We start from the raw sequence: 24,658 nt of genomic DNA, 5'->3' as shown, positions 1-24,658 counted from the left end.
TACTGCAGGGGGGACCCTGTGGGAGAGTAGGACGCCGCCGAACAATCATTCAGGAGAAGCCTCCTTTCCTTCGGGAAAGGGGGCTTCTTCGCGTTGTGCCGGCGGTCGCCGGACGACGTGCACCGGGATGACGTGCACCGGACGGCCACACACTCGGCTCGGAAAGTTTGCGCCATCCTGCAACCCGGAGCGCTCGCCGTACGTGTGCAGTGCGAGAGCCCTCCACCGGGGAGGGACGGCGCCGAAGGGTGGCGAGCGCGGACGATGAGTCTGGTGGACGAGAACTCCTGGCCGTTGGTGCCCGGAATGTGATCCCCCGAACGGCGGCAACGCCGTGATTCGGGGTTACGGTACAGAGCATCAGAACGGGGGAGCGGCCGAGCACGGCCGGACCGAACGGGGGAGTCGCGATGACCCAGCAGCAGTTTCAGAGAACCGCCACCACGCTGGCGCCCATGGTCGAGGTCGAGGACGTCTGGCGAAGCTTCGGCACGGGCCCGACCGCGGTGCACGCCCTGCGCGGGGTCTCCTTCCAGGTCGGCCGTGGCGAGTTGACGGCGCTGCGCGGCCGGTCGGGGTCGGGCAAGACGACGCTGCTCAACCTGGTCGGCGGTCTGGACGCCCCGACCTCGGGCCGGATCACGCTGGACGGGGCGAATCTGGCGGACCTGGACGAGGCGGGCCGACTGGCCCTGCGCCGGGACCGGATCGGGTTCGTGTTCCAGTCCTTCGGCCTGATCCCGATCCTCTCGGCGGCGGAGAACGTGGGCGTGCCGATGCGCCTGCGCAAGGTGCCGGCCGCTCAGCGCGAGGAGCGGGTGGCGGCCCTGCTGAGCCTGGTGGGCCTGGCGGAGCACGCCCAGCAGCGGCCGACCGAGATGTCGGGCGGCCAGCAGCAGCGCGTCGCGATCGCCCGGGCGCTGGCCAACGAGCCGGCCCTGATCATCGCCGACGAGCCGACCGGCCAGCTGGACTCGGAGACCGGCCGCTCGGTGATGGCGCTGCTGCGCGAGGTGGTCCGCAGCGAGGGCGTGACGGTCCTGGTCGCCACCCACGACCCCCAGCTGATGGAGCTGGCGGACCGGGTGGTCGAGCTGCGGGACGGCCACATCGTGGAGTGAGCCCGGTCCTGACCGAAGGTCAGGGTGGATCACGATTGGGCAACTGATCGACGGTTCGGTCCGGTACGTCCTTATTCCGTTCTTACCCGCCCCCGTACTCCCGATAGGGTCGCGACCTCGGCCGCCGCACGCGGCCACCATCGCCAGCACGTCACGGGGGATCACCTTGTCCACGCCGCCGCCGAACGGCTCCTACCCGCCGCCGCCCGCCCAGGGGTACGGTCCGCCCGCGCAGGGCTTCGGACCGCCTGCCGAGGCCTACCAGGATCCGGCGGGCGGTCAGGCCCCGTACGGCTACGGCGGTCTGCCCCCGCAGTCGGCCCAGCCCGGTCAGCAGGCCTGGCAGCAGCCGGCCCCGCAGGCCTACCCCCAGGGTTACCAGCAGGGCTGGCCGGCCACCGACGAGCAGGGCAACCTGCGCTGCCGGTTCTGCGGCTCGGTGCCCGCGGCCGAGGCGACCTTCTACGGCCACCAGGGCCTGCTGATCATGATGCGGTTCCTCAGCCGCCGCGGCCCGTTCTGCCGTGACTGCGGGATCGCCACGCACCGGGCGATGACCGCCAACAGCCTCTTGCAGGGCTGGTGGGGCCTGCTCTCCTCGGTCATCAACCCGATCACCATGCTGCGCAACCTGCCGCAGCGCGCCAAGATCAACAAGCTGCCGCCCCCGATGCCGGGCGGCCCCACCACGCCGATGAACCCGGGGCGCCCGCTCTTCCGGCGGCCGGCCGCGCTCGGCCTGCTCATCCCGGTGCTGGCGATCGGCCTGATCGTCTACTCCGTGCAGGGCAGCCCGGACTACGCCAACGTGGGCGACTGCGTGCAGAACAAGTCGGGCGCGGTGGTGGCCGGGGTGGAGGACAAGAACCCGGACGTGCAGGTGATCAGCTGCTCCGACCCGGGTGCCGAGGCCCGGGTGGTCGGCAAGGTCGACGGTGGCGGGTCGCCCAAGGAGGCCTGCAGCAAGTTCGACGACGCGGACGGCTACTACGTCAAGCAGGGTTCGGACGGCTACACCCTCTGCCTGCACTTCCTCAAGCCGTAGTCCCCACCCCGCCGCGCACTGCGCCGCAGGCCACCGCGCCGCCCCGTCCGCCGATCCGTCAGCGGGCGGGGCGGTGCGTCAATATGGCGCTAAATATGACTGCTGACCAGCCAGATCGAAGGCGAACGTCCCGTCACCCCGTAGTCTCGAGAGCGCGAGCCTGCGCGAACAGGTGTCCGGGAATGGTCCCCGGGCCGGGTCGGCTCAAGAATGGGACGCATGGCACGCGGACGGCTGCGGATCTACCTCGGGGCGGCACCCGGCGTGGGGAAGACCTACGCGATGCTGGCCGAGGCGCACCGGCGGTCGTCGCGGGGCACCGACGTGGTGGTCGGCTTCGTGGAGACCCACGGCCGGGCCAACACCGCCGATCTGCTGCACGGGCTGGAGGCGGTGCCGCGCCGCGTGATGGAGCACCGCGGCGCCGAGTTCACCGAGCTCGACCTGGACGCCCTGCTGGCCCGCCGCCCGCAGGTGGCGCTGGTCGACGAGCTGGCCCACACCAACGTGCCGAGCTGCCGCAACGGCAAGCGCTGGCAGGACGTCGAGGAGCTGCTGGCGGCCGGGATCGACGTGATCTCCACCGTCAACATCCAGCACCTGGAGTCGCTCGGCGACGTGGTGGAGGGCATCACCGGGGTCCGCCAACGCGAGACGGTGCCCGACGACGTGGTGCGCCGGGCCGACCAGATCGAGCTGGTCGACATGTCGCCGCAGGCACTGCGCCGCCGACTGGCCCACGGCAACGTCTACGCCCCGGAGAAGATCGACGCCGCCCTCTCCAACTACTTCCGCCCCGGCAACCTGACCGCACTGCGCGAGCTGGCGCTGCTGTGGACCGCGGACCGGGTGGACGAGTACCTGCAGACCTACCGGGCCGAGCAGGGCATCGACAGCACCTGGCAGGCCCGCGAGCGGATCGTCGTCGGTCTGACCGGCGGCCCGGAGGGGGCCACCCTGATCCGCCGGGCCGCCCGGATCGCGGCCAAGGGGTCCGGCAGCGAGCTGCTGGCGGTGCACATCGCGCGTTCCGACGGCCTGGCCGGCTCGCCCTCCGGCTCCCCGCAGTCGCTGATCGAGCAGCGCGCCCTGGTGGAGAGCCTGGGCGGCAGCTTCCACACCGTGCTCGGCGACGACCCCGCCCCGGCCCTGCTGGACTTCGCGCGCGGGGTCAACGCCACCCAGATCGTGCTCGGCTCCAGCCGCCGCAAGGCGTGGCAGTACGTCTACGGGCCGGGCGTCGGCTCCACGGTGGCCCGCGACTCGGGCGACGTGGACGTGCACATCGTCACCCACGAGCACGTGGCGCACGGGCGCCGGGGGCGGGTCCCGATCCGCCGGGTGACCGACCTGGGCCGGCCGCGGACGATCGCCGGCTGGCTGATCGGGGTGGCCGGACCGCCGCTGCTGGCGGTGCTGCTGACCCACGTGCACGGGCCCGGCCTGCCCACCGACATGCTGCTCTTCCTGTCGGTGACGGTCCTGGCGGCCCTGGTCGGCGGGCTCTTCCCGGCGATCGCCTCCGCGCTGGTCGGCTCCACCGCGCTCAACTACTACTTCACCCCGCCGGTCCACACCCTGACGATCAGCGACCCGCAGAACATCCAGGCCGTGGTGATCTTCACGGCGGTCGGCATCTCGGTGGCCACCGTGGTGGACGTGGCGGCCCGGCGCACCCACGAGGCGGCGCGCAGCCAGGCCGAGGCGCAGACGCTGAGCGCGCTGGCCGGCACCGTGCTGCGCGGCGCACCCGGTGGCGAGGGGCTGCTGACCGCGCTGCTGGACCAGGTCCGCGAGACCTTCCAGCAGGAGTCGGTGGTGCTGTTGGAGCGGGTCGACGAGCACGCGCCGTGGCAGCCGGCCGCGGCCACCGGCCCGCACCCGCCGGCCCGCCCGGAGGACGCCGACGTCGACGTGCCGGTGGGCGAGAACCTGGCCCTGGCACTGTCCGGCCGGGTGCTGCCGGCCGCCGACCGCCGACTGCTGGGCGCCTTCGCGGTGCAGGCCGCGGTGCTGCTGGAGCGCCGCCGGCTGGCCAAGGAGGCGGCCGCGGCCCGGCGGCAGGCCGAGGGCAACCGGATCCGCACCGCGCTGCTCGCGGCCGTCTCGCACGACCTGCGCACCCCGCTGGCCGGGATCAAGGCGGCCGTCTCCTCGCTGCGCGCCGAGGACGTGGACTGGGACCCGGAGGACGAGGCCGAGCTGCTGGCCGGGATCGAGGCCGGCGCCGACCGGCTGGACCACCTGATCAACAACCTGCTGGACATGAGCCGGCTGCAGACCGGCACGGTCACCCCGCTGATCCAGGAGGTGGACCTGGACGAGGTGGTGCCGATGGCCCTGGGCGGGGTGCCCTCCGACGCGGTGCGGCTGGACATCCCGGAGTCCCTGCCGATGGTCCCGGCCGATGCCGGGCTGCTGGAGCGGGCGCTGGCCAACCTGGTGGAGAACGCCGTCAAGTACAGCCCGCTGGACCAGAAGGTGCTGGTCAAGGCGGACGCGTTGGAGCCGCCGTCCGGTCCGGGCCGGGTCGAGCTGCGGGTGGTGGACCGCGGCCCCGGAGTGCCGGAGGAGGCCCGGGAGCGGATCTTCGCGCCCTTCCAGCGCCACGGCGACGCCCCGCGCGGTGCCGGGGTCGGCCTCGGCCTCGCGGTGGCCCGCGGGTTCGTGGAGTCCATGGGCGGCAGCATCACCGCCGAGGACACCCCGGGCGGCGGGCTGACCATGGTGGTCTCGCTGCCCGCCGTGCAGCGCCCGCCCGAGCCGGCCGACGGCGACCAGTCCCCGAACCACCCACTCGCCCCCCGAAAGGCGGAGCTCGCATGACCCGGGTCCTCGTCGTGGACGACGAACCGCAGATCGTCCGCGCCTTGGTGATCAACCTCAAGGCCCGCAAGTACGAGGTGGACGCGGCCCACGACGGCGCCTCCGCGCTGGAGCTGGCCGCCGCCCGCCACCCCGACGTGGTGGTGCTCGACCTCGGGCTGCCCGACATGGACGGGGTCGAGGTGATCAAGGGGCTGCGCGGCTGGACCCGGGTGCCGATCATCGTGCTCTCGGCCCGGCACGCCTCGGACGAGAAGGTCGAGGCGCTGGACGCGGGGGCCGACGACTACGTGACCAAGCCGTTCGGCATGGACGAGCTGCTGGCCCGGATGCGGGCCGCGGTGCGCCGGGCCGAGCCGGTGGCCGGCGAGGACGACTCGCTGGTGACCACCGAGTCGTTCACCGTCGACCTGGCGGCCAAGAAGGTCAACCGGGACGGCGCGGACGTCCGCCTCACTCCGACCGAGTGGCACCTGCTGGAGGTGCTGGTGCGCAACGCCGGCCGGCTGGTCAGCCAGACCCAGCTGCTGCAGGAGGTCTGGGGTCCGGCCTACCGCACCGAGACCAACTACCTGCGGGTCTACCTCGCCCAGCTGCGCCGCAAGCTGGAGCTGGACCCCTCGCACCCGCGCCACTTCATCACCGAGGCGGGCATGGGCTACCGCTTCGAGCCCTGATCCGCCGGGGTCGCGGCACGTCACGGGCGGGGGTACAGCCGGTACCCTTCCCGCATGAGTGGTAACAGCAGCGACCAGCAGCCGGGCCGCCTGCGTCGGATGCTCTCCCGGTTCACCGCCGGGCCGGAGCAGGCGCCGGCGGCCCGGTTGCACGCGGACCCGGGGGAGGCCGGCAGCACCCCGATCGCCCAGGCGGGTGATCGTGAGGTGGTGACCGTCTCCGGCGTCCTGCGCACCGTCTCGGTCCGGCCGCGCGCGGGGGTGCCCGCGCTGGAGGCCGAGCTCTTCGACGGGACGGACGCGCTGGACGTGGTCTGGCTCGGCCGCCGCTCGGTCGCCGGGATAGAAGCCGGCCGCGGCCTCACCGCCAGCGGCCGGGTCAGCCTCGCACGCGGGCGTCGCGTGCTCTTCAACCCTCGCTACGAGCTGCGTCCGGTGGGACAGGGGAGCGATCACCAGTGACCGATCAGCCCGGCGGCGACTACGCCGCCCCGCACGCACTGATCACTGAGGAGCCCGGCGGCACGCCGGGGCAGGAGCTGGACGCGGCCAGCCGGAAGGCGGCGGAGGACGCGGCCGCCTCCCGCGAAGCGGCCGACACCGTCATGGCGGCCTTCGGCGGGGTCCGCGGCCTGATCGACACCACCGTGCCCGGCCTGGTCTTCATCGCCACGTTCACGGTGACGCACCAGGTCTCCGCCGCCGCCTGGGCCGCGGTCGGCCTGTGCCTGCTGCTCGTGCTGGTCCGGTTGCTGCGGCGGGAAACCGTCAAGCACGCCTTCAGCGGCGTCTTCGGGGTGGCGATCGGCGCCTTCTTCGCGATGCGGACCGGCAAGGCGCAGAACTTCTACCTGCCGGGCCTGCTCTACAGCGTCGGCTACTGCCTCGCGCTGGCCGTTTCGGCCTTGGTCCGCTGGCCGCTGATCGGGGTGATGCTCGGCCCGGTCACCGGCGAGATGTTCACCTGGCGCACCCAGAACCCGGGCCGGCTCAAGGCCTACACCAAGGCCACCTGGGCCTGGGTCGCGATCATGAGCATCAAGCCCCTGGTCCTGTTCCCGCTGTACTTCACGGGCGATGCCAACCTGCTGGGCTGGTTGAAGGTGGCCCTCGCGTACCCACCGCTGCTGCTGGCGATGTACGTGACCTGGCAGATCCTGGTCAAGGCCCCGCCGCCGATCAAGGCCGCGGTCCCGGACGAGGACGAGTAGCACAGCGGCCCGGTTCCCCCGAGGGAACCGGGCCGCTGCCGTTCGCCGGACTACTGCGCGGAGGCCCCGGCCGAGAGCAGCGCCTCCAACTCCTCCTCGCGCTCCTGCGCGGCCACGAAGAGCAGCTCGTCGCCGCCCTCCAGGGTGTCCTCGCGGCCCGGCACCAGGACCCGGCCGCCGCGGATGATGGTGACCAGCGCGGTGTCGGCCGGCCAGGAGACCTCGCCCACCCGGGTGCCGACCAGGTCGGCGTCCTCGGCCAGGGTCAGCTCGACCAGGTTGGCGTTGCCCTGGCTGAACCGCATCAGGCGGACCAGGTCGCCGACGCTGACCGCCTCCTCGACCAGGGCCGACATCAGGCGCGGGGTGGAGACCGCCACGTCCACGCCCCAGGACTCGTTGAAGAGCCACTCGTTCTTGGGGTTGTTGACCCGGGCGACCACCCGCGGCACCCCGTACTCGGTCTTCGCCAGCAGCGAGACCACCAGGTTGACCTTGTCGTCACCGGTGGCCGCGATCACCACGTGGCAGCGCTGCAGCGCGGCCTCGTCCAGCGAGGTGATCTCGCAGGCGTCGGCGAGCAGCCACTCGGCCATCGGGACCCGCTCCACCGAGATGGAGTTGGGGTTCTTGTCCACGAGCAGCACCTCGTGGCCGTTCTCCAGCAGCTCGCCGGCGATCGACCGCCCGACGGCGCCCGCTCCCGCAATCGCCACGCGCATCAGTTCGCCTCCTTCGAGCCGTGTGCCGCCGGGCCGGCCGAGAACGCGGCCTCGACCGCGGCCAGCTCGGACCTGCGCACCATCACCTGCACCAGGTCGCCCTCCTGCACCACCATCTGCGGGGTGGGCAGCGCGCCCTCGCCGAGCCGGGTGACGAACGCGATCCGGGCCCCGGAGGCCTGCTCCAGCTCGGTCAGCGGGTGGCCGACCCAGGACGGGTCGAAGGCCACCTCGGCCAGCTGCACGGTGCCGCTGGGGTCCTGCCAGAGCGGCTCGGCGCCGCTGGGCAGCAGCCGGCGCAGCATCTGGTCGGCGGTCCAGCGCACGGTGGCCACCGTGGGGATGCCCAGCCGCTGGTAGACCTCGGCGCGGCGGGGGTCGTAGATCCGGGCCGCGACGTGCTCGACGCCGAAGTTCTCCCGGGCCACCCGGGCCGCGATGATGTTGGAGTTGTCACCGCTGCTGACGGCGGCGAAGGCATCGGCTTCCTCGATGCCGGCCTCGCGCAGGGTGTCCTGGTCGAAGCCGACGCCGGTGACCCGGCGGCCGTTGAAGCCGGAGCCGAGGCGGCGGAAGGCGGTGGGGTCCTGGTCGACCACGGCCACCGAGTGGCCCTGCTTCTCCAGGGCGCGGGCGAGCGCGGATCCGACCCGCCCGCAACCCATGATCACGATGTGCACGGTGCTGTTACCTCACCCGTCTCGTTGGGCTCTTGACCTGCGCAAACACCGTTCGGTTTCCTTCCGTGCCGGCGCCCGGGCGCGGCGGTTCTGGTGCCGCATCCGTCACGGGGATACGGCTCGGCAACGTCAGTGTTGCCCGTCAGCTGGCCATTCGACACTATCCGGTCTGTAGAACAAGGTCTCGACGGGCTGACGCGGTGGTGGTATCCGGAGCCGGGCGTTCCGTGATCGCGGAACGGCGGGCGGACGCCGGAGCCGGGCGGGGCACGGTACCGTCGGGTGTTCGTCCCGATTCCGCCCGGGGCGTGAGCGCGCCCCGCAGCCACGCCGACGCCAGCAAGGACCACCTCACGTGACTCGCAACACCCCGCCCCGTTCCGCCGGCCAGTCGCGCCAGGGCGCCGAGGGCCGCAAGGTCGGCCAGGTCGCCCGCCCGCGCTGGTCCGGCAAGGCCCGGCCGGCCGAGGCGAAGGCTGCCGCGCCCAAGGGCCCGGGCGGCGACCCGCTGGTCGGCGAGCGCTACGAGGTCGAGGTCGGCGCGGTGGCGCACGGCGGCGGGCACTGCGTGGCCCGGCACGAGGGCCGGGTGCTCTTCGTGCGGCACGCGCTGCCCGGCGAGCGGGTGGTGGTCGAGGTGACCGAGGGCACCACCAAGTCCCGGTTCCTGCGCGCGGACGCCGTCGAGGTGCTCAGCCCGAGCAAGGACCGGATCGAGCCGCCCTGCCCGTTCGCCGGGCCGGGCAAGTGCGGCGGCTGCGACTGGCAGCACGTCACCCCGGGCGGCCAGCGCAAGCTCAAGGCGGCCGTGCTGACCGAGCAGCTGGCCAAGCTGGCCGGCCTGACCCCGGCCGAGGCCGGCTGGGACGGCAGCGTGGAGCCGGTCGGCGGCAAGCTGCCGGCCGGGCAGGTGCCGGCCTGGCGCACCCGGGTGCAGTACACGGTGGACGGCGAGAGCGGCCGGGTGGGCCTGCGCAAGCACCGCTCGCACGAGGTGCAGCTGATCGACCGCTGCCTGATCGCCGCCGAGGGGATCACCGAGCTGGGCGTCGAGGCCCGCGACTGGACCGGGCTGGCCTCGGTGGAGGCGATCGCGGCCACCGGCTCCTCGGACCGCCAGCTGGTGCTGCGCCCGCTGCCCGGCGAGCAGCTGCCGCTGGTCGAGCTGGACCGGCCGGTCTCGCTCACCCGGGTCGACCAGCAGGAGATCCACCACCGGGTGCACGGGCGCAACTTCGTGCGCGAGCGGGCGGTCGGGCGGACCTGGCGGGTGAGCGACGGCGGGTTCTGGCAGATCCACCCCGAGGCGCCGGACACCCTGGTGAACGCGGTGCTGGAGGGCCTGGACCCGCAGTGGGGCGAGAACGCGCTGGACCTGTACTGCGGGGTGGGCCTGTTCGCCGGTGCGCTGGCCGAGCGGGTCGGCGAGGACGGCGCGGTGCTGGGCATCGAGTCCGGCAAGCAGTCGGTGGCCGACGCCCGGCACAACCTGGCCGCGCTGGAGCAGGTGCGGATCGAGTGCGACAAGGTGGAGACGCTGCTGCCGCGCACCGGGATCACCGAGACCGACCTGATCGTGCTGGACCCGCCGCGGGCCGGCGCCGGCCGCGAGACGGTCCGCCACCTGGCCGGCCTGTCGGCCCGTCGGATCGCCTACGTGGCCTGCGACCCGGCCGCGCTCGCCCGGGACCTGGCCTACTTCGCCGAGGGCGGTTACCGGCCCGTCTCGCTGCGGGCCTTCGACCTGTTCCCGATGACCCACCACTTCGAGTGCGTGGCGATCTTGGAGCCGGCCCGCACCCGGGACTGATCCGCCGTCAGACGGCCAGCGCCTGGTCGTAGCGGGTGAGCACCAGGCGGGCCAGATCGGCGTGCGCGCCCAGCGGCTCGGCCGTCACACAACCGCCGCTGCGGCCGGCCCGCCGGGCGAAGAAGCCGGGCGCCAGCAGGTAGCTGGCCACCGCGACCCGGCGGTGGCCGGCGGCGCGCAGCGCGGCGACCGCCTCGGCGGGGCTCGGGGCGGCGGCGCACAGGTAGCCGGGGGCGACCGGGCGGCCCAGGTGGGCGCCGAGCAGCGCGGCCATCTCGGCCGCGGCCGCGTTGCCGGCCGGGTCGGTGGAGCCGGCCGCGGCCAGGACCACCGCGTCCGCCGGTTCGCCGGCCTCGGCCAGCCGCGCGCCCAGCGCCCGGGCCAGCAGCGGGTCGGGACCGAGCGGCCCCGCCGTGCGGACGGCCAGGTGCGGTGCGGCGGCGGCGACCGCCGGCAGGTCGACCTGGAGGTGGAACCCGGTGCCGAGCAGCAGCGGCACCAGCACCGCGGTGCCGCGCAGGCCCGCCAGCACCTCGGCCGGGGCCGGGTCGGCGTGGTCCAGGAAGGCCAGGTGGGCGTCCAGGCCGGGGCGCTGGGCCCGCACCTCGGCCAGCAGCGCGTGGTGGGCGGCCACTCCGGCGGCGTCCCGGGTGCCGTGCGCCACCGCGACCAGGGCGGCCGTCACGCCGCCGCCAGCAGGCTGTAGCCGCGCTTGGGCACGGTGCGCACCAGCCGGGCGTGGTCGCCGAGCGCACCGCGCAGCCGGGCGATGGCGGCCTCCACCGCGTGCTCGTCGGCCTGGGTGCCGATCCAGGCCCGGCGCAGCAGTTCGGCCCGGCTGAGCACGTGCCCGGGCTGTTCGGCCAGCGCCCGCAGCACCGCGGCCAGCAGCGGCGGCAGCTGCACCGGCTCGGCCCCGTCGATCAGCACCGCGTTGCCCTGCAGCGTCACCCGGCTGGTGCCGGAGCGCAGTTCGCGCCGGTTGCGCTGCGGCAGCACCGACTCGATGGCGCGCACCATGGCGCCCAGCCGTCCGCGCTCGGGGCAGTGCGGGGTGATGCCGGCCTCCTCCAGCGGGCGGGCGCAGACCGGGCCGACGCAGACCGGCAGCACCTCCTCGCGCAGCCCGGCCAGCACCTCCGCGCGCAGGCCGAGTTCGTCGGCGGTGCCCAGGAAGGCGGTGATCGCGGGGGCACTGGTGAAGGTGAGCGCGTGCACCTCGCGGCGGGCGGTCTGCTCGACCAGCCGGCGCAGCGGGGAGAGGTCCTCGGGCGGGGCCCAGCGGTAGACCGGGACCGGGATCACCTCGGCGCCGCGCTCGCGCAGCGCGGCCGAGAAGCCGTCCAGCGATGCGCCGTGCTCCTGCACGGCCACCCGTCTGCCGCGCAGGTCACGGGCGAGCAGCCAGGCGAGCAGCTCGTCGGTGGCCTCGGTGGCGGGGGACCAGGTCTCGCTCAGCCCGCCGGCCCGCACCGCCCCGGTGGCCTTGGGGCCGCGGGTGAGCACCACCGCGGGGGCGCACACCTCGGCCAGCCGGGCGCCGTGGCCCCAGCCGTCGGCGGCGCTGAGCCAGCCGCGCCAGCCGACCCCGGTGGTGGCCACCACGTAGTCCAGCGGCGCGGTCAGGCACTGCTCGGTGGCCCGGCGCAGCGCCTCGTCGTCCTCCAGGGGCATGATCCGCAGGGCCGGCGCCTCGACCACCCGGGCACCGCGCCGGCGCAGCAGCGCGACGAGCTCCTCGCGGCGGCGGGCGGCGGTCACGCCGATGGTGTAGCCGACCAGCGGACTCGAAGGCTGAAGTGCAGTCATGGGGTGCAGGCTCGGTCAGCACTGTTTCGCCCTCGTTGCGCAGCGGTCACGTGCCGGTAAGCGCCCGGCGGCCCGTGGTTACGGAAGATTTCGGGACGGTCACCCTGATCGGCCCCGCCGGTGAGCGGAACGTACCCCGGGCGCAACAGGGGTGACCCGGTGGCGAAACAGGCCGCCGCGACGCTCGGTGCCATGACGACGACCGACACCCACTGCCCGTACTGCTCGTTGCAGTGCGGCATGCGCCTGACCGGCCCGGACCGGCCGGGTGCTGCGGCGCGGGTGCTGGAGCGTCCGGACTTCCCGGTCAACCGCGGTGCGCTGTGCGGGAAGGGCCAGTCGGCGACCGAACTGCTGGACGGTGCACGGCGGCTGACCGAGCCCCTGGTGCGCGACGGCGCGGGGGCGCTGCGCACCGCGAGCTGGGCCGAGGCGCTGGACCGGGTGGCCGAGGGGCTGCGGTCCACCGCCGAGCGGCACGGCCGGGACGCGGTGGCGGTCTTCGGCGGCGGCGGGCTGACCAACGAGAAGGCGTACCTGCTGGGCAAGTTCGCCCGGGTGGTGCTGCGCACCCCGCACATCGACTACAACGGCCGGTTCTGCATGTCCTCGGCCGCGGCCGCGCACCGGCGGGCGTTCGGCCTGGACCGCGGGCTGCCGTTCCCGCTGGCGGACGTCGCCACTGCGGACTGCGTGATCCTGGTCGGCGGCAACCCGGCCGAGACGATGCCGCCCGCTCTCCGCTACTTCCGCGAACTGCGCGAGCGCGGCGGCACGTTGATCGTGGTCGACCCGCGCCGCACGCGGACCGCCGAGCAGGCCGACCTGCACCTGCAGCCGGTGCCCGGCACCGACCTGGCGCTGGCCCTCGGCCTGCTGCACCTGGCGGTGGCCGACGACCTGGTGGACAACCGGTTCGTCGCGGAGCGCACCACCGGCTTCGCCGAGGCCCGCACCGCCGCGATGAACTACTGGCCCACCCGGGTGGAGCGGATCACCGGCGTGACGGCCGGTCAGCTGGCCCGGACGGTGGAGCTGTTCGCCGGCGCCGAGAAGGCGATCGTGCTCACCGCCCGCGGCCCCGAGCAGCAGAGCAAGGGCGTGGACACGGTCGGCGCCTGGATCAACCTCTGCCTGGCGCTGGGCAAGGCGGGCCGCCCGGGCTCCGGCTACGGCTGCCTGACCGGCCAGGGCAACGGCCAGGGCGGGCGCGAGCACGGCCAGAAGGCGGACCAACTGCCCGGCTACCGCTCGATCGAGGACCCGGCGGCCCGCGCGCACCTGGGCGAGGTCTGGGGCGTGGATCCGGCCGAGCTGCCCGGGCCCGGCCGCTCCGCCTACGAGCTGCTGGACACCCTCGGCACCGAGGGCGGTGCCCGGGCCCTGTTCCTGCTGGGTTCCAACCCGGTGGTGTCGGCCCCGCGCGCCGGGCACGTGACCGAGCGGCTGCGCGCACTGGACTTCCTGGCCGTCAGCGACCTGGTGCTCTCCGAGACCGCCCAGCTGGCGGACGTGGTGCTGCCGGTGACCCAGTGGGCGGAGGAGACCGGCACGCTGACCAACCTGGAGGGCCGGGTGATCCTGCGTCAGGCCGCCCTGGCCGCGCCGGCCGGGGTGCGCAGCGACCTCGCGGTGCTGCACGAGCTGGCCGCGCGGCTCGGGGTCGAGAAGGGCTTCCCGACCGACCCCGAGGAGGCCTTCGAGGAACTGCGCCGGGCCTCGGCCGGCGGCCAGGCCGACTACGCCGGGATCAGCTACCGCCGCATCAAGGAGCAGGACGGCGTCTTCTGGCCCTGCCCCGACGAGCAGCACCCGGGCACCCCGCGGCTGTTCCTGGACCGGTTCGCCACCGAGGACGGCCGGGCCCGGTTCGTGCCGGTCTCCTACCGCCCGGCCGCCGAGCTGCCGGACGACGCCTACCCGCTGTACCTGACCACCGGCCGGGTGCTGGCGCAGTACCAGAGCGGCGCGCAGACCCGCCGGGTGCCGCAGCTGGCCCAGGCCGCGCCGGGCCCGTTCGTGGAGCTGCACCCGCAGCTGGCCGAGCGGCTCGGGGTGGCCGAGGGCGAGCCGCTGCGGGTGACCAGCCGGCGCGGCCGGGCGGTGGCGCCGGCCCGGGTGACCGACACCATCCGGCCCGACACCGTCTTCATGCCCTTCCACTGGGCGGGCGCCGGACGGGCCAACACACTGACCAACCCCGCGCTCGACCCCGTCTCCCGGATGCCGGAGTTCAAGGTCTGCGCCGTGCGAGTGGAGCGGGTGCGATGAGGATCGCGGTGGTGGGCGCCGGACTGGCCGGCGCCAGGTTCGCCCAGCAGTACCGGGCGCTGGGCGGGCAGGGCGAGCTGACCCTGTACGGCGCCGAGGAGCGCGGCCCCTACAACCGGGTGCTGCTGGCCGAGGTGCTGGCCGGGCGCTACGACTTCGAGATGATCGCGCTGCCCTACGGGCCCGGCGTCGAGCTGCGGACCGGCCGCGAGGTGCTGGCGCTGGACCCGGCCGGGCGGCGGCTGCTGGCCGGGGGCGGCGACTGGACCGGCTACGACCACCTGGTGCTGGCCACCGGCGCCAACCCGGTGCTGCCCCCGCTGCGCGGCCTGCGCGGCGCGGGCGGACTGCGCCCGGGCGTGCACGCCTTCCGCACCCTGGCCGACTGCGCCCGGCTCGCCGAGGACGCCGCGACCGCGGAGCGCGCGGTGGTCATCGGCGGCGGGGTGCTGGGGGTGAGCGCGGCCCGGGCGCTGGCGTCGCTCGGCCTGCCGGTGGAGATCGTGCACCAGGCGCCGCACCTGATCGAGCGCCAGCTGGACGAGCGGGCGGCCGACGCGCTGCGCGGCGCGCTGGCCGGCCTGGGGGTGGTGAGCTACCTGGACAACCGGGCCCGGGCGCTGTGCGGCCCGGCCGGCGAGGACCCGGCCGCGCTCGGCCGGGTGACCGGGGTCGAGCTGGCCAACGGCTACCGGCTGGAGGCCGACCTGGTGGTGCTCGCCTGCGGGGTGCGCCCGCGCACCGGACTGGCGCACGCGGCCGGACTGGCGGTGCGTCAGGGCGTGCTGGTCGACGACCGGCTCGCCACCGGCGCACCGGGCGTGCACGCCCTCGGCGACTGCGCCGAGCACCGCGGCCGGGTGCACGGCCTGGCCGAACCCGCCTACCAGATGGCCGAGGCGCTGGCCGCCCGGCTGTCCGGCGCCGACCCCGAGGCCCGCTGGACCGGCGCCCGCACCCTCTCCCGGCTCAGCACCGGCCCGCTGGAGTACGCCGCGTTCGGCGAGAGCGGCGGGCGCGCCGAGGCCGAGCCCGGCACCGACGTGCTGCGGCTGGCCGACCCCACCCGGGGGACCTACAAGAAGCTCGTGCTGCGCGGCGACCGGCTCGTCGGCGGCATCCTGCTGGGCGACCTGGCCACGGTCGGTGCCCTGACCCGGGCGTACGAGCGGGACGACCCGCTGCCCGACGACCTGCTGCCCCTGATCACCACCACCCGAGGAGCCCGCCCGTGATCGTCAAAGACCTGGTCCTGGTCGGCCACGGCATGGTCGGACAGCGTTTCCTGGAAGCCCTGTTCGAGCAGCCCGCCACCGAGCAGGCGCACCGCTGGCGGGTCACCGTGCTCGCCGAGGAGCCCCGACCCGCGTACGACCGGGTGCACCTGACCTCCTGGTTCTCCGGCACCTCGGCCGAGGAGCTGTCGCTCTGCAGTCCGGAGTTCGTCGCCGAGCACGGCATCGACCTGCGCCTGGGCGAGCCGGCCGTGGCGATCGACCGGGCGGCCCGCACGGTGACCACCGCGAGCGGCGCCGCACTGCGCTACGACGCACTGGTGCTGGCCACCGGCTCGTACCCGTTCGTGCCGCCGGTGCCCGGGCACGAGGCCGAGGGCTGTTTCGTCTACCGGACCATCGAGGACCTGGAGGCGATCCGCGCGGCGGCCGGCGGGGCCGGCGTCGGCGCGGTGGTCGGCGGCGGCCTGCTCGGCCTGGAGGCGGCCGGCGCGCTGCGGGCGATGGGCCTGCAGACCCACGTGGTGGAGTTCGCCCCGCGGCTGATGGCCCTCCAGGTGGACGACGGCGGCGGCACCCTGCTGCGGCGCAAGATCGAGGAGCTGGGGGTGCGGGTGCACACCGGCGCCGGCACCCAGCGGATCGAGACCCTCCCGGACGGCCGGGTCCGCTCGATGGCGCTGTCCGACGGCTCCGAGCTCGACGTCGACCTGGTGGTCTTCTCGGCCGGCGTGCGTCCGCGCGACCAGCTGGCCAGGGACTGCGGCCTGACCGTCGGCGAGCGCGGCGGCATCGCGGTGGACGAGCACTGCCGGACCTCGGACGAGCACATCTGGGCGATCGGCGAGTGCGCGCTGGCCGCGGACGGCCGGGTCTACGGCCTGGTGGCCCCCGGGTACGCGATGGCCGAGACGGCGGCCCGCGACCTGTTCGGCGCCGCCGGGTCGTTCACCGGCGCGGACACCTCCACCAAGCTCAAGCTGCTGGGCGTGGACGTGGCCAGCTTCGGCGACGCGCTGGGCAGCACCCCGGGGTCGCTGGAGGTGGTCTTCGCGGACAGCCGGGCCGGCGTCTACAAGAAGCTGGTGGTCAGCGAGGACGGCTGCCTGCTGGGCGGGGTGCTGGTCGGCGAGGTGGACTCCTACGCCACGCTGCGCCCGCTGGCGGTGAGCCGGACCAAGCTGCCGATGCCCGCCGAGCAGCTGCTGGTCCCGGCCGGCCCGAACAGCCACGGTCCGCTGGTGCTGCCGGACGAGGCGGTGGTCTGCTCCTGCCACAACGTGACCAAGGGCGCCATCCGCGCCGCGGTCTCCGAGCAGGGCCTGCACACCGTCCCCGAGGTCAAGAAGTGCACCAAGGCCGGTACCGGCTGCGGCAGTTGCGTGAAGCTGCTGGGCACCATCGTGACCGAGGAGCTGGAGGCCGGCGGCATCGCGGTGGACCGCGGGCTGTGCGAGCACTTCGCGCACACCCGGGCCGAGCTCTACGAGATCGTCCGGGTCAAGGGGATCACCACCTTCTCCCGGCTGGTCGACGAGCACGGCAAGGGCGAGGGCTGCGACGTCTGCAAGCCGGCCGTGGCCTCGATCCTGGCGAGCCTGGGCAACGGGCACGTGCTGGACGGCGAGCAGGCCGCGCTGCAGGACACCAACGACCACTTCCTGGCCAACCTGCAGCGCAACGGCTCCTACTCGGTGGTGCCCCGGGTGCCGGGCGGCGAGATCACCGCCGAGGGCCTGATCACCATCGGCGAGATCGCCCGCGACTACGGCCTCTACACCAAGATCACCGGCGGTCAGCGGATCGACCTGTTCGGCGCCAGCGTGGACCAGCTGCCGCAGATCTGGCGCCGCCTGGTGGATGCCGGGTTCGAGTCCGGTCACGCCTACGGCAAGGCGCTGCGCACCGTGAAGTCCTGCGTGGGGCAGACCTGGTGCCGCTACGGGGTGCAGGACTCGGTGGGCCTGGCGATCGAGCTGGAGCTGCGCTACCGCGGCCTGCGGGCCCCGCACAAGCTCAAGTCCGCGGTCTCCGGCTGCGCCCGCGAGTGCGCCGAGGCGCAGAGCAAGGACTTCGGCGTGATCGCCACCGCCGAGGGCTGGAACCTGTACGTCGGCGGCAACGGCGGCATGACGCCGCGCCACGCCGACCTGCTGGCCGCGGACCTGGACCACGACACGCTGCTCCGCACCATCGACCGGTTCCTGATGTTCTACATCCGCACCGCCGACCGCCTGGAGCGCACCGCGCCGTGGCTGGACCGCCTGGAGGGCGGCCTGGACCACCTGCGGGCGGTGGTGATGGACGACTCGCTGGGGATCTGCGACGAGCTGGACGAGTTGATGGCCCGGCACGTGGAGACCTATGAGGACGAGTGGGCGGCCACCCTGGCCGACCCCGACCGGGTGCGGCGGTTCGTCTCGTTCGCCAACGCGCCCGGCACCCCCGACCCGACGGTCCGCTTCGTCCCCGAGCGCGACCAGATCCGCCCCGCCCGACCCGACGAGGACGGCCGCGTCCTGATCGGCCCCAACCTGGAGGTGCGTAGCCGATGACCACGGTACAGATCGATGACGGACAGGGCTGGAGCAGGATCTGCGAGCTCGACGACCTGGTCCCGGGGCGCGGGGTGGCGGTGCTGCTGCCCGACGGCACCCAGGCGGCGGTCTTCCGCACCCGCGGCGGCGAGCTGTACGCGCTCGACAACCGCGACCCGTTCAGCGGCGCCTACGTGATGTCCCGCGGGCTGACCGGCAGCCGGGGCGAGGCGCCGGTGGTGGTCTCGCCGATGCTCAAGCAGGCCTTCGACCTGCGGACCGGGCGGTGCCTGGACGAGGAGACCGCGCCCGACGGCTCGCCGGCCCACCTGCGGACCTGGCCGGTCCGGGTGGCCGTGGCGGCCCTGGCGGTGGCCGGATGAGCGCGCCCACCGTCACCGAGGTCGGCGGCAGAGCCCGCCGGATCGAGCTGTGGCAGCCCGAGGACACCGCGTTCTGGGAGCAGGCCGGGGCCAGGATCGCCCGGCGCAACCTGGTCTTCTCGGTGCTCTCCGAGCACATCGGCTTCTCGGTCTGGAGCCTGTGGTCGGTCCTGGTGCTCTTCCTCGGTCCGAAGTACCACATCGACGCCGCCGGGAAGTTCACCCTCACCGCGCTGCCCACCGCGCTCGGCGCGGTGCTGCGGATCCCGTACACCTTCGCGGTGGCCCGGTTCGGCGGGCGCAACTGGACCGTGTTCAGCGCGCTGCTGCTGCTGGTGCCGACCGTGCTGGCCGGGATCGTGCTGGAGCCCGGGGTCTCGTACACCACGCTGCTGCTGGTGGCCTGCGTGGCCGGGGTGGGCGGCGGCAACTTCGCCTCCTCGATGGCCAACATCAACGCCTTCTACCCGCAGCGGCTCAAGGGCTGGGCACTGGGCGTCAACGCCGGCGGCGGCAACCTCGGGGTGCCGGTGGTGCAGCTGCTCGGACTGCTGGTGCTGGCCACCGCCGGCGCCGCCCACCCGCGGCTGCTGCCGCTGGTCTACCTGCCGCTGATCGTGCTGGCGGCGCTGGGCGCGGCGCTGCGGATGGACAACCTCGGCGCCCTGCGCAACGACCGCGGGGCGCTGCGCGAGGTGGCCCGGCAGCCGCACACCTGGGCGGTCTCGGCGCTCTACATCGGCACCTTCGGCTCCTTCATCGGCTTCGGCTTCGCCTTCGGGCAGGTGCTGCAGGTGCAGTTCCACCAGCAGTTCGACACCGCGGTGAAGGCCTCCTACCTGACCTTCCTGGGCCCGCTGCTGGGCTCGCTGATCCGGCCGGTCGGCGGCCTGCTGGCCGACCGGTTCGGCGGGGCGAAGGTGACCTTCTGGACCTTCGCGGCGATGGCGGCCGGCGCCGCCGCCGTGCTGGAGGCGTCCCGGCAGCACTCGCTGGGCCTCTTCCTGGCCGGGTTCATCGTGCTCTTCGTGCTCAGCGGCCTCGGCAACGGCTCGACCTACAAGATGATCCCGGCGATCTTCCGGGCCAAGGCGGCCCGGGCGGTGGCCGCCGGGACCGACCCCGAGGAGGCCGAGCGGACCGCGCGGCGGCGCAGCACCGCACTGATCGGCCTGGCGGGCGCGATCGGCGCCTTCGGCGGAGTGCTGGTCAACATGGCCTTCCGGCAGTCGTTCCTCAGCTCGCACAACGGTGACGGTGCGTACCTGGCCTTCCTCGGGTACTACGCGCTCTGCCTGGTGCTCACCTGGGCGGTCTACCTGCGGCGGGGGGTGGCGGGGGCCCGCGTGTGATCCACAGTTGAGCAGCGCGTGAACAGGGCGCGAACGGCGGGCAATGCGCCCCCGTTCGCGCCCTTGTCGCGCTAGCGCTTGAGCGCTAGCTTCGAAGACATGGGTAAGAAGCAGCTCAACGTGCGGGTGGACGCCACCACCGCTGAGATGGCCCGCGAGCGGGCGGAGCAGCAGGGGATCAGCATGAACCAGTACATCGAGCGGCTCGTCCTGCAGGACATGGGCGAGGCCGGTCTGCGCTTCGTGGACGCGGCGGCGCAGTTCATGAAGGAGTACGAGAGCGAGTTCCTGACCGAGTTCGGCGAGCGCGTGGGCGCCGAGGAGCGGCAGCGTTGAGACTGGAGGTCGACCTCTCCTGGCTGCTGATGACGGCCGAGCAGTACACCCCCGGCGACCCCCAGGTGATCGACTACGGCTCCCTGCTGGCCGCCATCGCCCGCCACCAGGCCGAGATCTTCGACATCGCGGTCTACCCCGAACCGCAGGACCGGGCCGCCGCCCTGATGCACCAGCTGATCCGGGTGCCGGCCCTGGAGCGCACCAACGAGCTCTACGCCACCGCGGTCGCCTACGCCTACCTGGTGGCCAGCGGCTGCCACGTGGCGACCACCGCGCGCGAGGTGCGCAGCCTGGCCCGGGCGATCCGGGAGGGCAAGCTCGGGGTGGACGGGGTGGCCGAGCGCCTCAACGGCTGGATCGTGGACGAGGCCGAAGGGGAGGAGGTCAGCGGCGAGGACGGCCCGGAGGACTCGGACTCGGACTCGGACTAGGGTCCGGACACGGCGGCGACCGGGGCCCGGGTGCGGCGGTCCCGCGCCCGGAACCCGCTGCTCAGACGGCTATGGTGGGTCGGTGCTCCGGGACATCGAGCGGTACCTGACCTGCCCCCACTGCGCGCTCGGCCTCGTCCTGGACGCGGCCGGGCGCACCCTGCGCTGCCCCGGCGGGCACGCCTTCGACGTGGCCAAGCAGGGGTACGTCAGCCTGCTGCCCGGCGACGCGCACACCGGGACCGGGGACACCGCCGAGATGGTGGCGGCCCGGGCCGACTTCCTGGCCGCCGGGCACTACGCGCCGATCGCCGGGGCGCTGGCCGCGGCCGCCGCCGAGGCGGCCCCGGACGGCGGCGACGGCCTGGTCGTGGACCTCGGTGCGGGCACCGGGTACTACCTGGCCGCGGTGCTGGACGCGCTGCCCGGTGCGGTCGGCGCGGCGCTCGACCTCTCCAAGTTCGCGCTGCGCCGGGCCGCCAAGGCGCACCCCCGGGCCGGCGCGGTGGTCTGCGACGCCTGGCGCCCGCTGCCGCTGGCCACCGGCAGCGCGCAGCTGCTGCTGAACGTCTTCGCCCCGCGCGACGGCGCCGAGATCCACCGGGTGCTGCGCCCGGGCGGGCAGCTGCTGCTGGTCACCCCGACCACCCGGCACCTGGGCGAACTGGTCGGCGCGCTGGGGCTGCTGGCGGTGGACGAGGAGAAGGACCGGCGGGTCGCCGAGAAGCTGAGCCCGCACCTGGAGCCGCTCGGCGGGCAGCAGGTCGAGTTCGCGCTGCGGCTGGACCACCGGGACGCGGCGGCCGTGGTGGGGATGGGGCCGAACGCCTGGCACACCGACCGGGCCGCGCTGGCGGCGGCGCTCGGGGCGCTGCCGGAGCCGGTGACGGTGACCGGGTCGGTGCGGGTGGCGGCGTACCGGCGACGGGACTGACGCCGGGTCGGGGACCGGGGCGACTCCGGGTCGGGGACCGGAACGGCCCCGGGGCGGCCGGCCGACCCCGATGGGGTGAAATACCGTCAGCAGGCACGTTTCTGCTGGTCAGGGCGGTGTTGACGGTCAGTAGCGTCTTCGTGGTGACCAGCGACGTCGTTCCGCGCCCCGCCCGCCTGCCCGCCGCTCCCGCCACCTGTGAGCCCTCCGCGGCCGCCGCGCGTCCGGCGCCGGCGGCCGATCCGCGACCGGCACCCGGGTCCGACCCGCGCCCGGTGCCGGGGTCCGAACCACGGTCGGCTGCGGGGTCGGACCCGCGCCCGGCACCCGGGTCCGAGCCGCGGCCGACGCTGCGGCCCACCGTCGAGGAGGTGCGGCTCACCTCGTTCAAGTCGTTCCGCCGCGCCACCCTGCCGCTGGCCCCGCTGACGGTGCTGCACGGGCCCTGCGGAGTGGGCAAGTCGAACGCGCTGGACGCCCTGGCGGTGCTCTCCCGGCTGGCCCAGGGCGAGGAGATCGGACCCTCGCTGGACGGCGTCGGCGGGATCGCCGGGCCGCTGGCCGCGCCGGTCCGCGGCGGCCTGCTGGGCTGCGTCCCGCACGGCCGGAACGCCATCATCCTGGGCTGCACGGTGCGCTCGTTCGCCGGGCCGATCCGGCTGGAGCTGGTGATCCGCACCGACGGCCGGGTCCGGGTGGCCCGGGAGTGGCTGGTCTGCGACGGGCAGACCCTGGTGGAGACCGGCGAGCAGGACCTGGTCGGCGGCCGGGTCAACGTCAGCTGGCACAACGACACCCGGCAGGGCGACATCCGCGCGCCGTTCCCCAGCGGCAGTCTGATCACCACGCAGATCCCGCTGCGGGTGGCCGGCTCCTCGCCGGGCGAGCGCAAGGTGCTGGCCGCGGCCGAGCAACTGCTCACCGCGCTGCGCGAGGTCTTCCCGGTGCACCCGGTGCCGGCCCTGATGCGCGGCTGGGTGCGCCCCGATCCGCAGGCCCGGCTGCTGCCCACCGCGGCCAACATGTCCGCGGTGCTGGCCCGGCTGCAGGGCGAGTGCGTGCGGCGGTACGGCCGGCTGCTCAAGGCGGTGCAGGCCGCGGCGCCGCACCCGCTGCTCGGCCTGGACGTGGAGCGGCGCGGCACCCGGGCCCAGGAACGGCTGCTGGCGGTCTTCGACGAGGGGGTGCTCGGGCGCACCGGTGCCGACCAGGCCTCGGACGGCATGCTGCGGCTGCTCGCGTTCGCCGCCGTGCTGCTCACCGGGGCGGGGGTGCTGGACGTCGACCCCGCCGCCGAGGTCCCGTGGGCGCGGCGGCAGTTGACCGTGCTGGCGGAGGACCTCGGGGCCGGCCTGGGCGGTGAGCAGACGGTGGCGCTGCTGCGGTTGGCCCGGGAGATGTGCGACAAGGAGCACCTGCGGCTGCTGGCGGCCGTGCAGGACCCGGCGCCGGCCGAGCAGGTGGCGGGGGTGACGCTGGTCGCGTGCCGGCGGGACCCGGCGAGCGGGCACAGCGTGCTGGGGCCGGTCCGGGCGGTGGCGGCGGAGCCGGGCCCGGTGGCGGCGGGTGCGCGGGTGCCGGCGCAGGGGGATGGGGTAGACCTGTCCGGGTGAACGACGATACCGAGATGACGGGTGGGGCGGTCGCGGCCGGCGGGGCGCCGACGGTCGCGGCACTGTCCGCGCGGCTGGCCGAGTTCGCCGCGGTGCGCGGCTGGCAGCCGTTCCACAACCCGAAGAACCTGGCTGCCGCGTTGAGCGTGGAGGCGGGTGAACTGCTGGAGATCTTCCAGTGGTTGACGCAGGAGCAGGCGGCCGCCGTGATGGCGCACCCGGAGCGGGCCGAGCGGGTGCGCGACGAGGTGGCCGACGTGCTGGCCTACCTGCTGCAGTTCTGCCTGGCGGTGGGGGTCGATCCGCTGGCCGCGTTGGCGGCGAAGATCGACCGGAACGAGCAGCGGTTCCCGGCGCCGTAGCGGCGGTGGTGCTGCGGCTCCAGTGGAGCGCAGTCCAGTGGAGTGCAGTGCAGTGCGGTCCGGTCCGATGATCAGGCCGGATCGTTGTCCACAGGGCCGGAGTTGTCCACAGCTTCCGGGGCGGTGGGTGCACGACCGGTCGGATCCGCGCACTCTGCTCTCAACCGGCCGCCCAGCGGGGGCGGCCCGGCGGGAGGAGCCCGGTCCGATGGACGCGTTGCGCTTGATCAAGACCTCCCGGCACGCGCTGGCCGAGGCCCGCACCGTGCCGGACGTGCTGGCCGAGGCCTGGCAGGTGGCCACCCTGACCGAGGCGCTGGCCGGCTGGCTCGGCGACCACCCGGACGGTGAGGTGGCGGCGGTGGCCCACCTGCTCGCCGCGGCCGGGGCGCACGCCGCGGGTCGGCTGGAGGAGGCGACCGAGCGCCCCGGCCGGTCGGACTGGTGCGCAGCCGGCCGGGCGGCCCGGCTCAGCGAGGTGGCCGAGCCGGTGCCGGTGCTGCGCGAGTTGCAGCAGCTGATCTCCGACGTGGCCGAGGCGTTGGTGGTGGTGGCGCACGACTCCGGCACCACCGGGCTGTTCTGGGTCGCCACCGACGGGCTGGACGCCACCCAGGAGTGCCGGGACCTGGTGGTCGAGCTGCTGCGGGTGTTCCGCCGCCGGGCCCGCCAGGAGTCCGGGGTGCCGCTGTCCCCGGAGGAGGAGGCGGCCGAGGCCGAGGGGGTCGGCGGCCGTGCAGCGGGCGGCCCGGTCGGCGGCGAGGTGCACCTGGTGCTGCGGCTCACCCCGCCGGGCGAGGGCACCGGCGGGCGTCCGACCAGCGGTCACCAGCCGGTGGGGCCGCCCGCCGCCTCGCCCGCACCGGTCCGGTCCACCGCCCGCGCGCCGGACGCCTCCAGGTCGGACCCGAGGTCCGCGAGGTCGGCGGTGACCGAGGCGAGCAGCTCCTGCATCTGGTCCAGCAGGCTCTTGGGGGAGGTGGCGGTCGAGGGCTGCGGGGGTGCGACGGGTGCCTCGTACCTGGGTTCGGACATGAGGGTGACCCTCCAGCTCGGGAGCGCGGTGTGACGCGGGTGGACGGCGGTGCCCGCTGGTGGGGCGGGTGCCGGGCGGGCCGACTGGCCCCGCCGTCCCAACGACCCCTGATCCGTTCCGGTCACCGCCGACCACCCGATGAGGTCCAACCCGTCCCGCTGCTCAGTCCCACGGGTGACCTCCCGCTTGCCCCGCCCGCACGCGCTGGGCTAGTGCCGCGGACCCGCCCCCCGCGCCGGGGGGGGCCGCGGCGCGGAACGGGCC

The 24,658-nt window shown here is 74.6% G+C and carries 22 protein-coding genes; 18 read left to right on the top strand and 4 right to left on the bottom strand.

Annotated features, from left to right (window positions below; genetic code table 11):
• Positions 1-410 precede the first annotated feature (410 nt).
• From ACFW1A_RS20200 to ACFW1A_RS20175, 6 genes are all read left to right on the top strand, one after another.
• Positions 411-1,121, top strand: coding sequence for an ABC transporter ATP-binding protein (locus ACFW1A_RS20200; RefSeq protein WP_380410476.1), 711 nt, complete (start codon positions 411-413; stop codon positions 1,119-1,121).
• Between the two features lie 166 nt (positions 1,122-1,287).
• Complete coding sequence (locus ACFW1A_RS20195; protein ID WP_380410475.1) at positions 1,288-2,166, top strand: hypothetical protein; 879 nt, start codon at positions 1,288-1,290, stop codon at positions 2,164-2,166.
• 219 nt (positions 2,167-2,385) lie between these two features.
• Entirely contained in the window at positions 2,386-4,992 is a 2,607-nt protein-coding gene (locus tag ACFW1A_RS20190; RefSeq protein WP_380410474.1) for an ATP-binding protein, read from the top strand.
• Positions 4,989-5,669 (top strand): response regulator, encoded by a 681-nt coding sequence (locus ACFW1A_RS20185; protein ID WP_380410473.1) that lies wholly within the window; start codon positions 4,989-4,991, stop codon positions 5,667-5,669. Before ACFW1A_RS20190 ends, ACFW1A_RS20185 begins: the two co-directional genes overlap by 4 nt.
• Positions 5,670-5,723: 54 nt before the next feature.
• A complete protein-coding gene (locus ACFW1A_RS20180) occupies positions 5,724-6,131 on the top strand; it encodes an OB-fold nucleic acid binding domain-containing protein (protein WP_380410472.1) in 408 nt (135 codons plus the stop codon).
• On the top strand, positions 6,128-6,880 hold the full coding sequence (locus ACFW1A_RS20175; protein ID WP_380410471.1) for a DUF3159 domain-containing protein: 753 nt from the start codon (positions 6,128-6,130) through the stop codon (positions 6,878-6,880). The genes ACFW1A_RS20180 and ACFW1A_RS20175 overlap by 4 nt, the downstream gene beginning before the upstream one ends.
• Before the next feature lie 50 nt (positions 6,881-6,930).
• On the opposite strand, the gene ACFW1A_RS20170 is transcribed toward ACFW1A_RS20175, so the two are convergent.
• A complete protein-coding gene (locus tag ACFW1A_RS20170; protein WP_380410470.1) occupies positions 6,931-7,602 on the bottom strand; it encodes a potassium channel family protein in 672 nt (223 codons plus the stop codon).
• Positions 7,602-8,282, bottom strand: a complete 681-nt coding sequence (locus tag ACFW1A_RS20165; protein ID WP_380410469.1) for a potassium channel family protein — start codon at positions 8,280-8,282, stop codon at positions 7,602-7,604. Before ACFW1A_RS20165 ends, ACFW1A_RS20170 begins: the two co-directional genes overlap by 1 nt.
• A 508-nt stretch (positions 8,283-8,790) precedes the next feature.
• Here ACFW1A_RS20165 and ACFW1A_RS20160 point away from each other — a divergent pair.
• On the top strand, positions 8,791-10,092 hold the full coding sequence (locus ACFW1A_RS20160; RefSeq protein WP_380410478.1) for a class I SAM-dependent RNA methyltransferase: 1,302 nt from the start codon (positions 8,791-8,793) through the stop codon (positions 10,090-10,092).
• 7 nt (positions 10,093-10,099) lie between these two features.
• Here the strand turns inward: ACFW1A_RS20160 and ACFW1A_RS20155 are convergent, their stop codons facing one another.
• Both ACFW1A_RS20155 and ACFW1A_RS20150 read right to left on the bottom strand, forming a co-directional pair.
• A complete protein-coding gene (locus ACFW1A_RS20155) occupies positions 10,100-10,777 on the bottom strand; it encodes a sirohydrochlorin chelatase (protein WP_380410468.1) in 678 nt (225 codons plus the stop codon).
• Positions 10,774-11,901 (bottom strand): uroporphyrinogen-III synthase, encoded by a 1,128-nt coding sequence (locus ACFW1A_RS20150; protein WP_380410467.1) that lies wholly within the window; start codon positions 11,899-11,901, stop codon positions 10,774-10,776. Before ACFW1A_RS20150 ends, ACFW1A_RS20155 begins: the two co-directional genes overlap by 4 nt.
• Positions 11,902-12,093: 192 nt before the next feature.
• On the opposite strand from ACFW1A_RS20150, the gene ACFW1A_RS20145 reads away from it, so the two are divergent.
• The 11 genes from ACFW1A_RS20145 to ACFW1A_RS20095 all read left to right on the top strand — a co-directional run bounded on the left by ACFW1A_RS20145 (position 12,094) and on the right by ACFW1A_RS20095 (position 24,427).
• Positions 12,094-14,172 (top strand): molybdopterin oxidoreductase family protein, encoded by a 2,079-nt coding sequence (locus ACFW1A_RS20145; protein WP_380410466.1) that lies wholly within the window; start codon positions 12,094-12,096, stop codon positions 14,170-14,172.
• Complete coding sequence (locus ACFW1A_RS20140) at positions 14,169-15,407, top strand: NAD(P)/FAD-dependent oxidoreductase (protein ID WP_380410465.1); 1,239 nt, start codon at positions 14,169-14,171, stop codon at positions 15,405-15,407. The genes ACFW1A_RS20145 and ACFW1A_RS20140 overlap by 4 nt, the downstream gene beginning before the upstream one ends.
• Complete coding sequence (nirB, locus tag ACFW1A_RS20135; RefSeq protein ID WP_380410464.1) at positions 15,404-17,962, top strand: nitrite reductase large subunit NirB; 2,559 nt, start codon at positions 15,404-15,406, stop codon at positions 17,960-17,962. Before ACFW1A_RS20140 ends, nirB begins: the two co-directional genes overlap by 4 nt.
• Positions 17,959-18,327 (top strand): nitrite reductase small subunit NirD, encoded by a 369-nt coding sequence (gene nirD, locus ACFW1A_RS20130; RefSeq protein WP_380410463.1) that lies wholly within the window; start codon positions 17,959-17,961, stop codon positions 18,325-18,327. The genes nirB and nirD overlap by 4 nt, the downstream gene beginning before the upstream one ends.
• The gene (locus ACFW1A_RS20125; protein WP_380410462.1) at positions 18,324-19,679 is read left to right on the top strand and encodes a nitrate/nitrite transporter; all 1,356 of its coding nucleotides are present in this window, start codon (positions 18,324-18,326) and stop codon (positions 19,677-19,679) included. Before nirD ends, ACFW1A_RS20125 begins: the two co-directional genes overlap by 4 nt.
• 99 nt (positions 19,680-19,778) lie before the next feature.
• Positions 19,779-20,015, top strand: coding sequence for a toxin-antitoxin system HicB family antitoxin (locus ACFW1A_RS20120; RefSeq protein WP_380410461.1), 237 nt, complete (start codon positions 19,779-19,781; stop codon positions 20,013-20,015).
• Positions 20,012-20,449, top strand: coding sequence for a fic family toxin-antitoxin system, toxin component (locus tag ACFW1A_RS20115; RefSeq protein WP_380410460.1), 438 nt, complete (start codon positions 20,012-20,014; stop codon positions 20,447-20,449). Before ACFW1A_RS20120 ends, ACFW1A_RS20115 begins: the two co-directional genes overlap by 4 nt.
• A gap of 82 nt (positions 20,450-20,531) precedes the next feature.
• Positions 20,532-21,383 carry a putative RNA methyltransferase gene (locus ACFW1A_RS20110; RefSeq protein ID WP_380410459.1) on the top strand — a complete coding sequence of 284 codons (852 nt, stop codon included), beginning with the start codon at positions 20,532-20,534 and terminating at the stop codon, positions 21,381-21,383.
• A gap of 371 nt (positions 21,384-21,754) precedes the next feature.
• A complete protein-coding gene (locus ACFW1A_RS20105; RefSeq protein ID WP_380410458.1) occupies positions 21,755-22,996 on the top strand; it encodes an AAA family ATPase in 1,242 nt (413 codons plus the stop codon).
• A gap of 14 nt (positions 22,997-23,010) precedes the next feature.
• Positions 23,011-23,358, top strand: a complete 348-nt coding sequence (locus ACFW1A_RS20100) for a nucleotide pyrophosphohydrolase (protein WP_380410477.1) — start codon at positions 23,011-23,013, stop codon at positions 23,356-23,358.
• 208 nt (positions 23,359-23,566) lie between these two features.
• Positions 23,567-24,427 (top strand): DUF6099 family protein, encoded by an 861-nt coding sequence (locus tag ACFW1A_RS20095; protein ID WP_380410457.1) that lies wholly within the window; start codon positions 23,567-23,569, stop codon positions 24,425-24,427.
• Positions 24,428-24,658: the final 231 nt, after the last annotated feature.

Origin of the sequence: Kitasatospora sp. NPDC058965 (assembly GCF_042741245.1) — a bacterium.
Classification (GTDB): domain Bacteria; phylum Actinomycetota; class Actinomycetes; order Streptomycetales; family Streptomycetaceae; genus Kitasatospora.
This window is presented reverse-complemented; position numbering and strand designations above follow the sequence as displayed.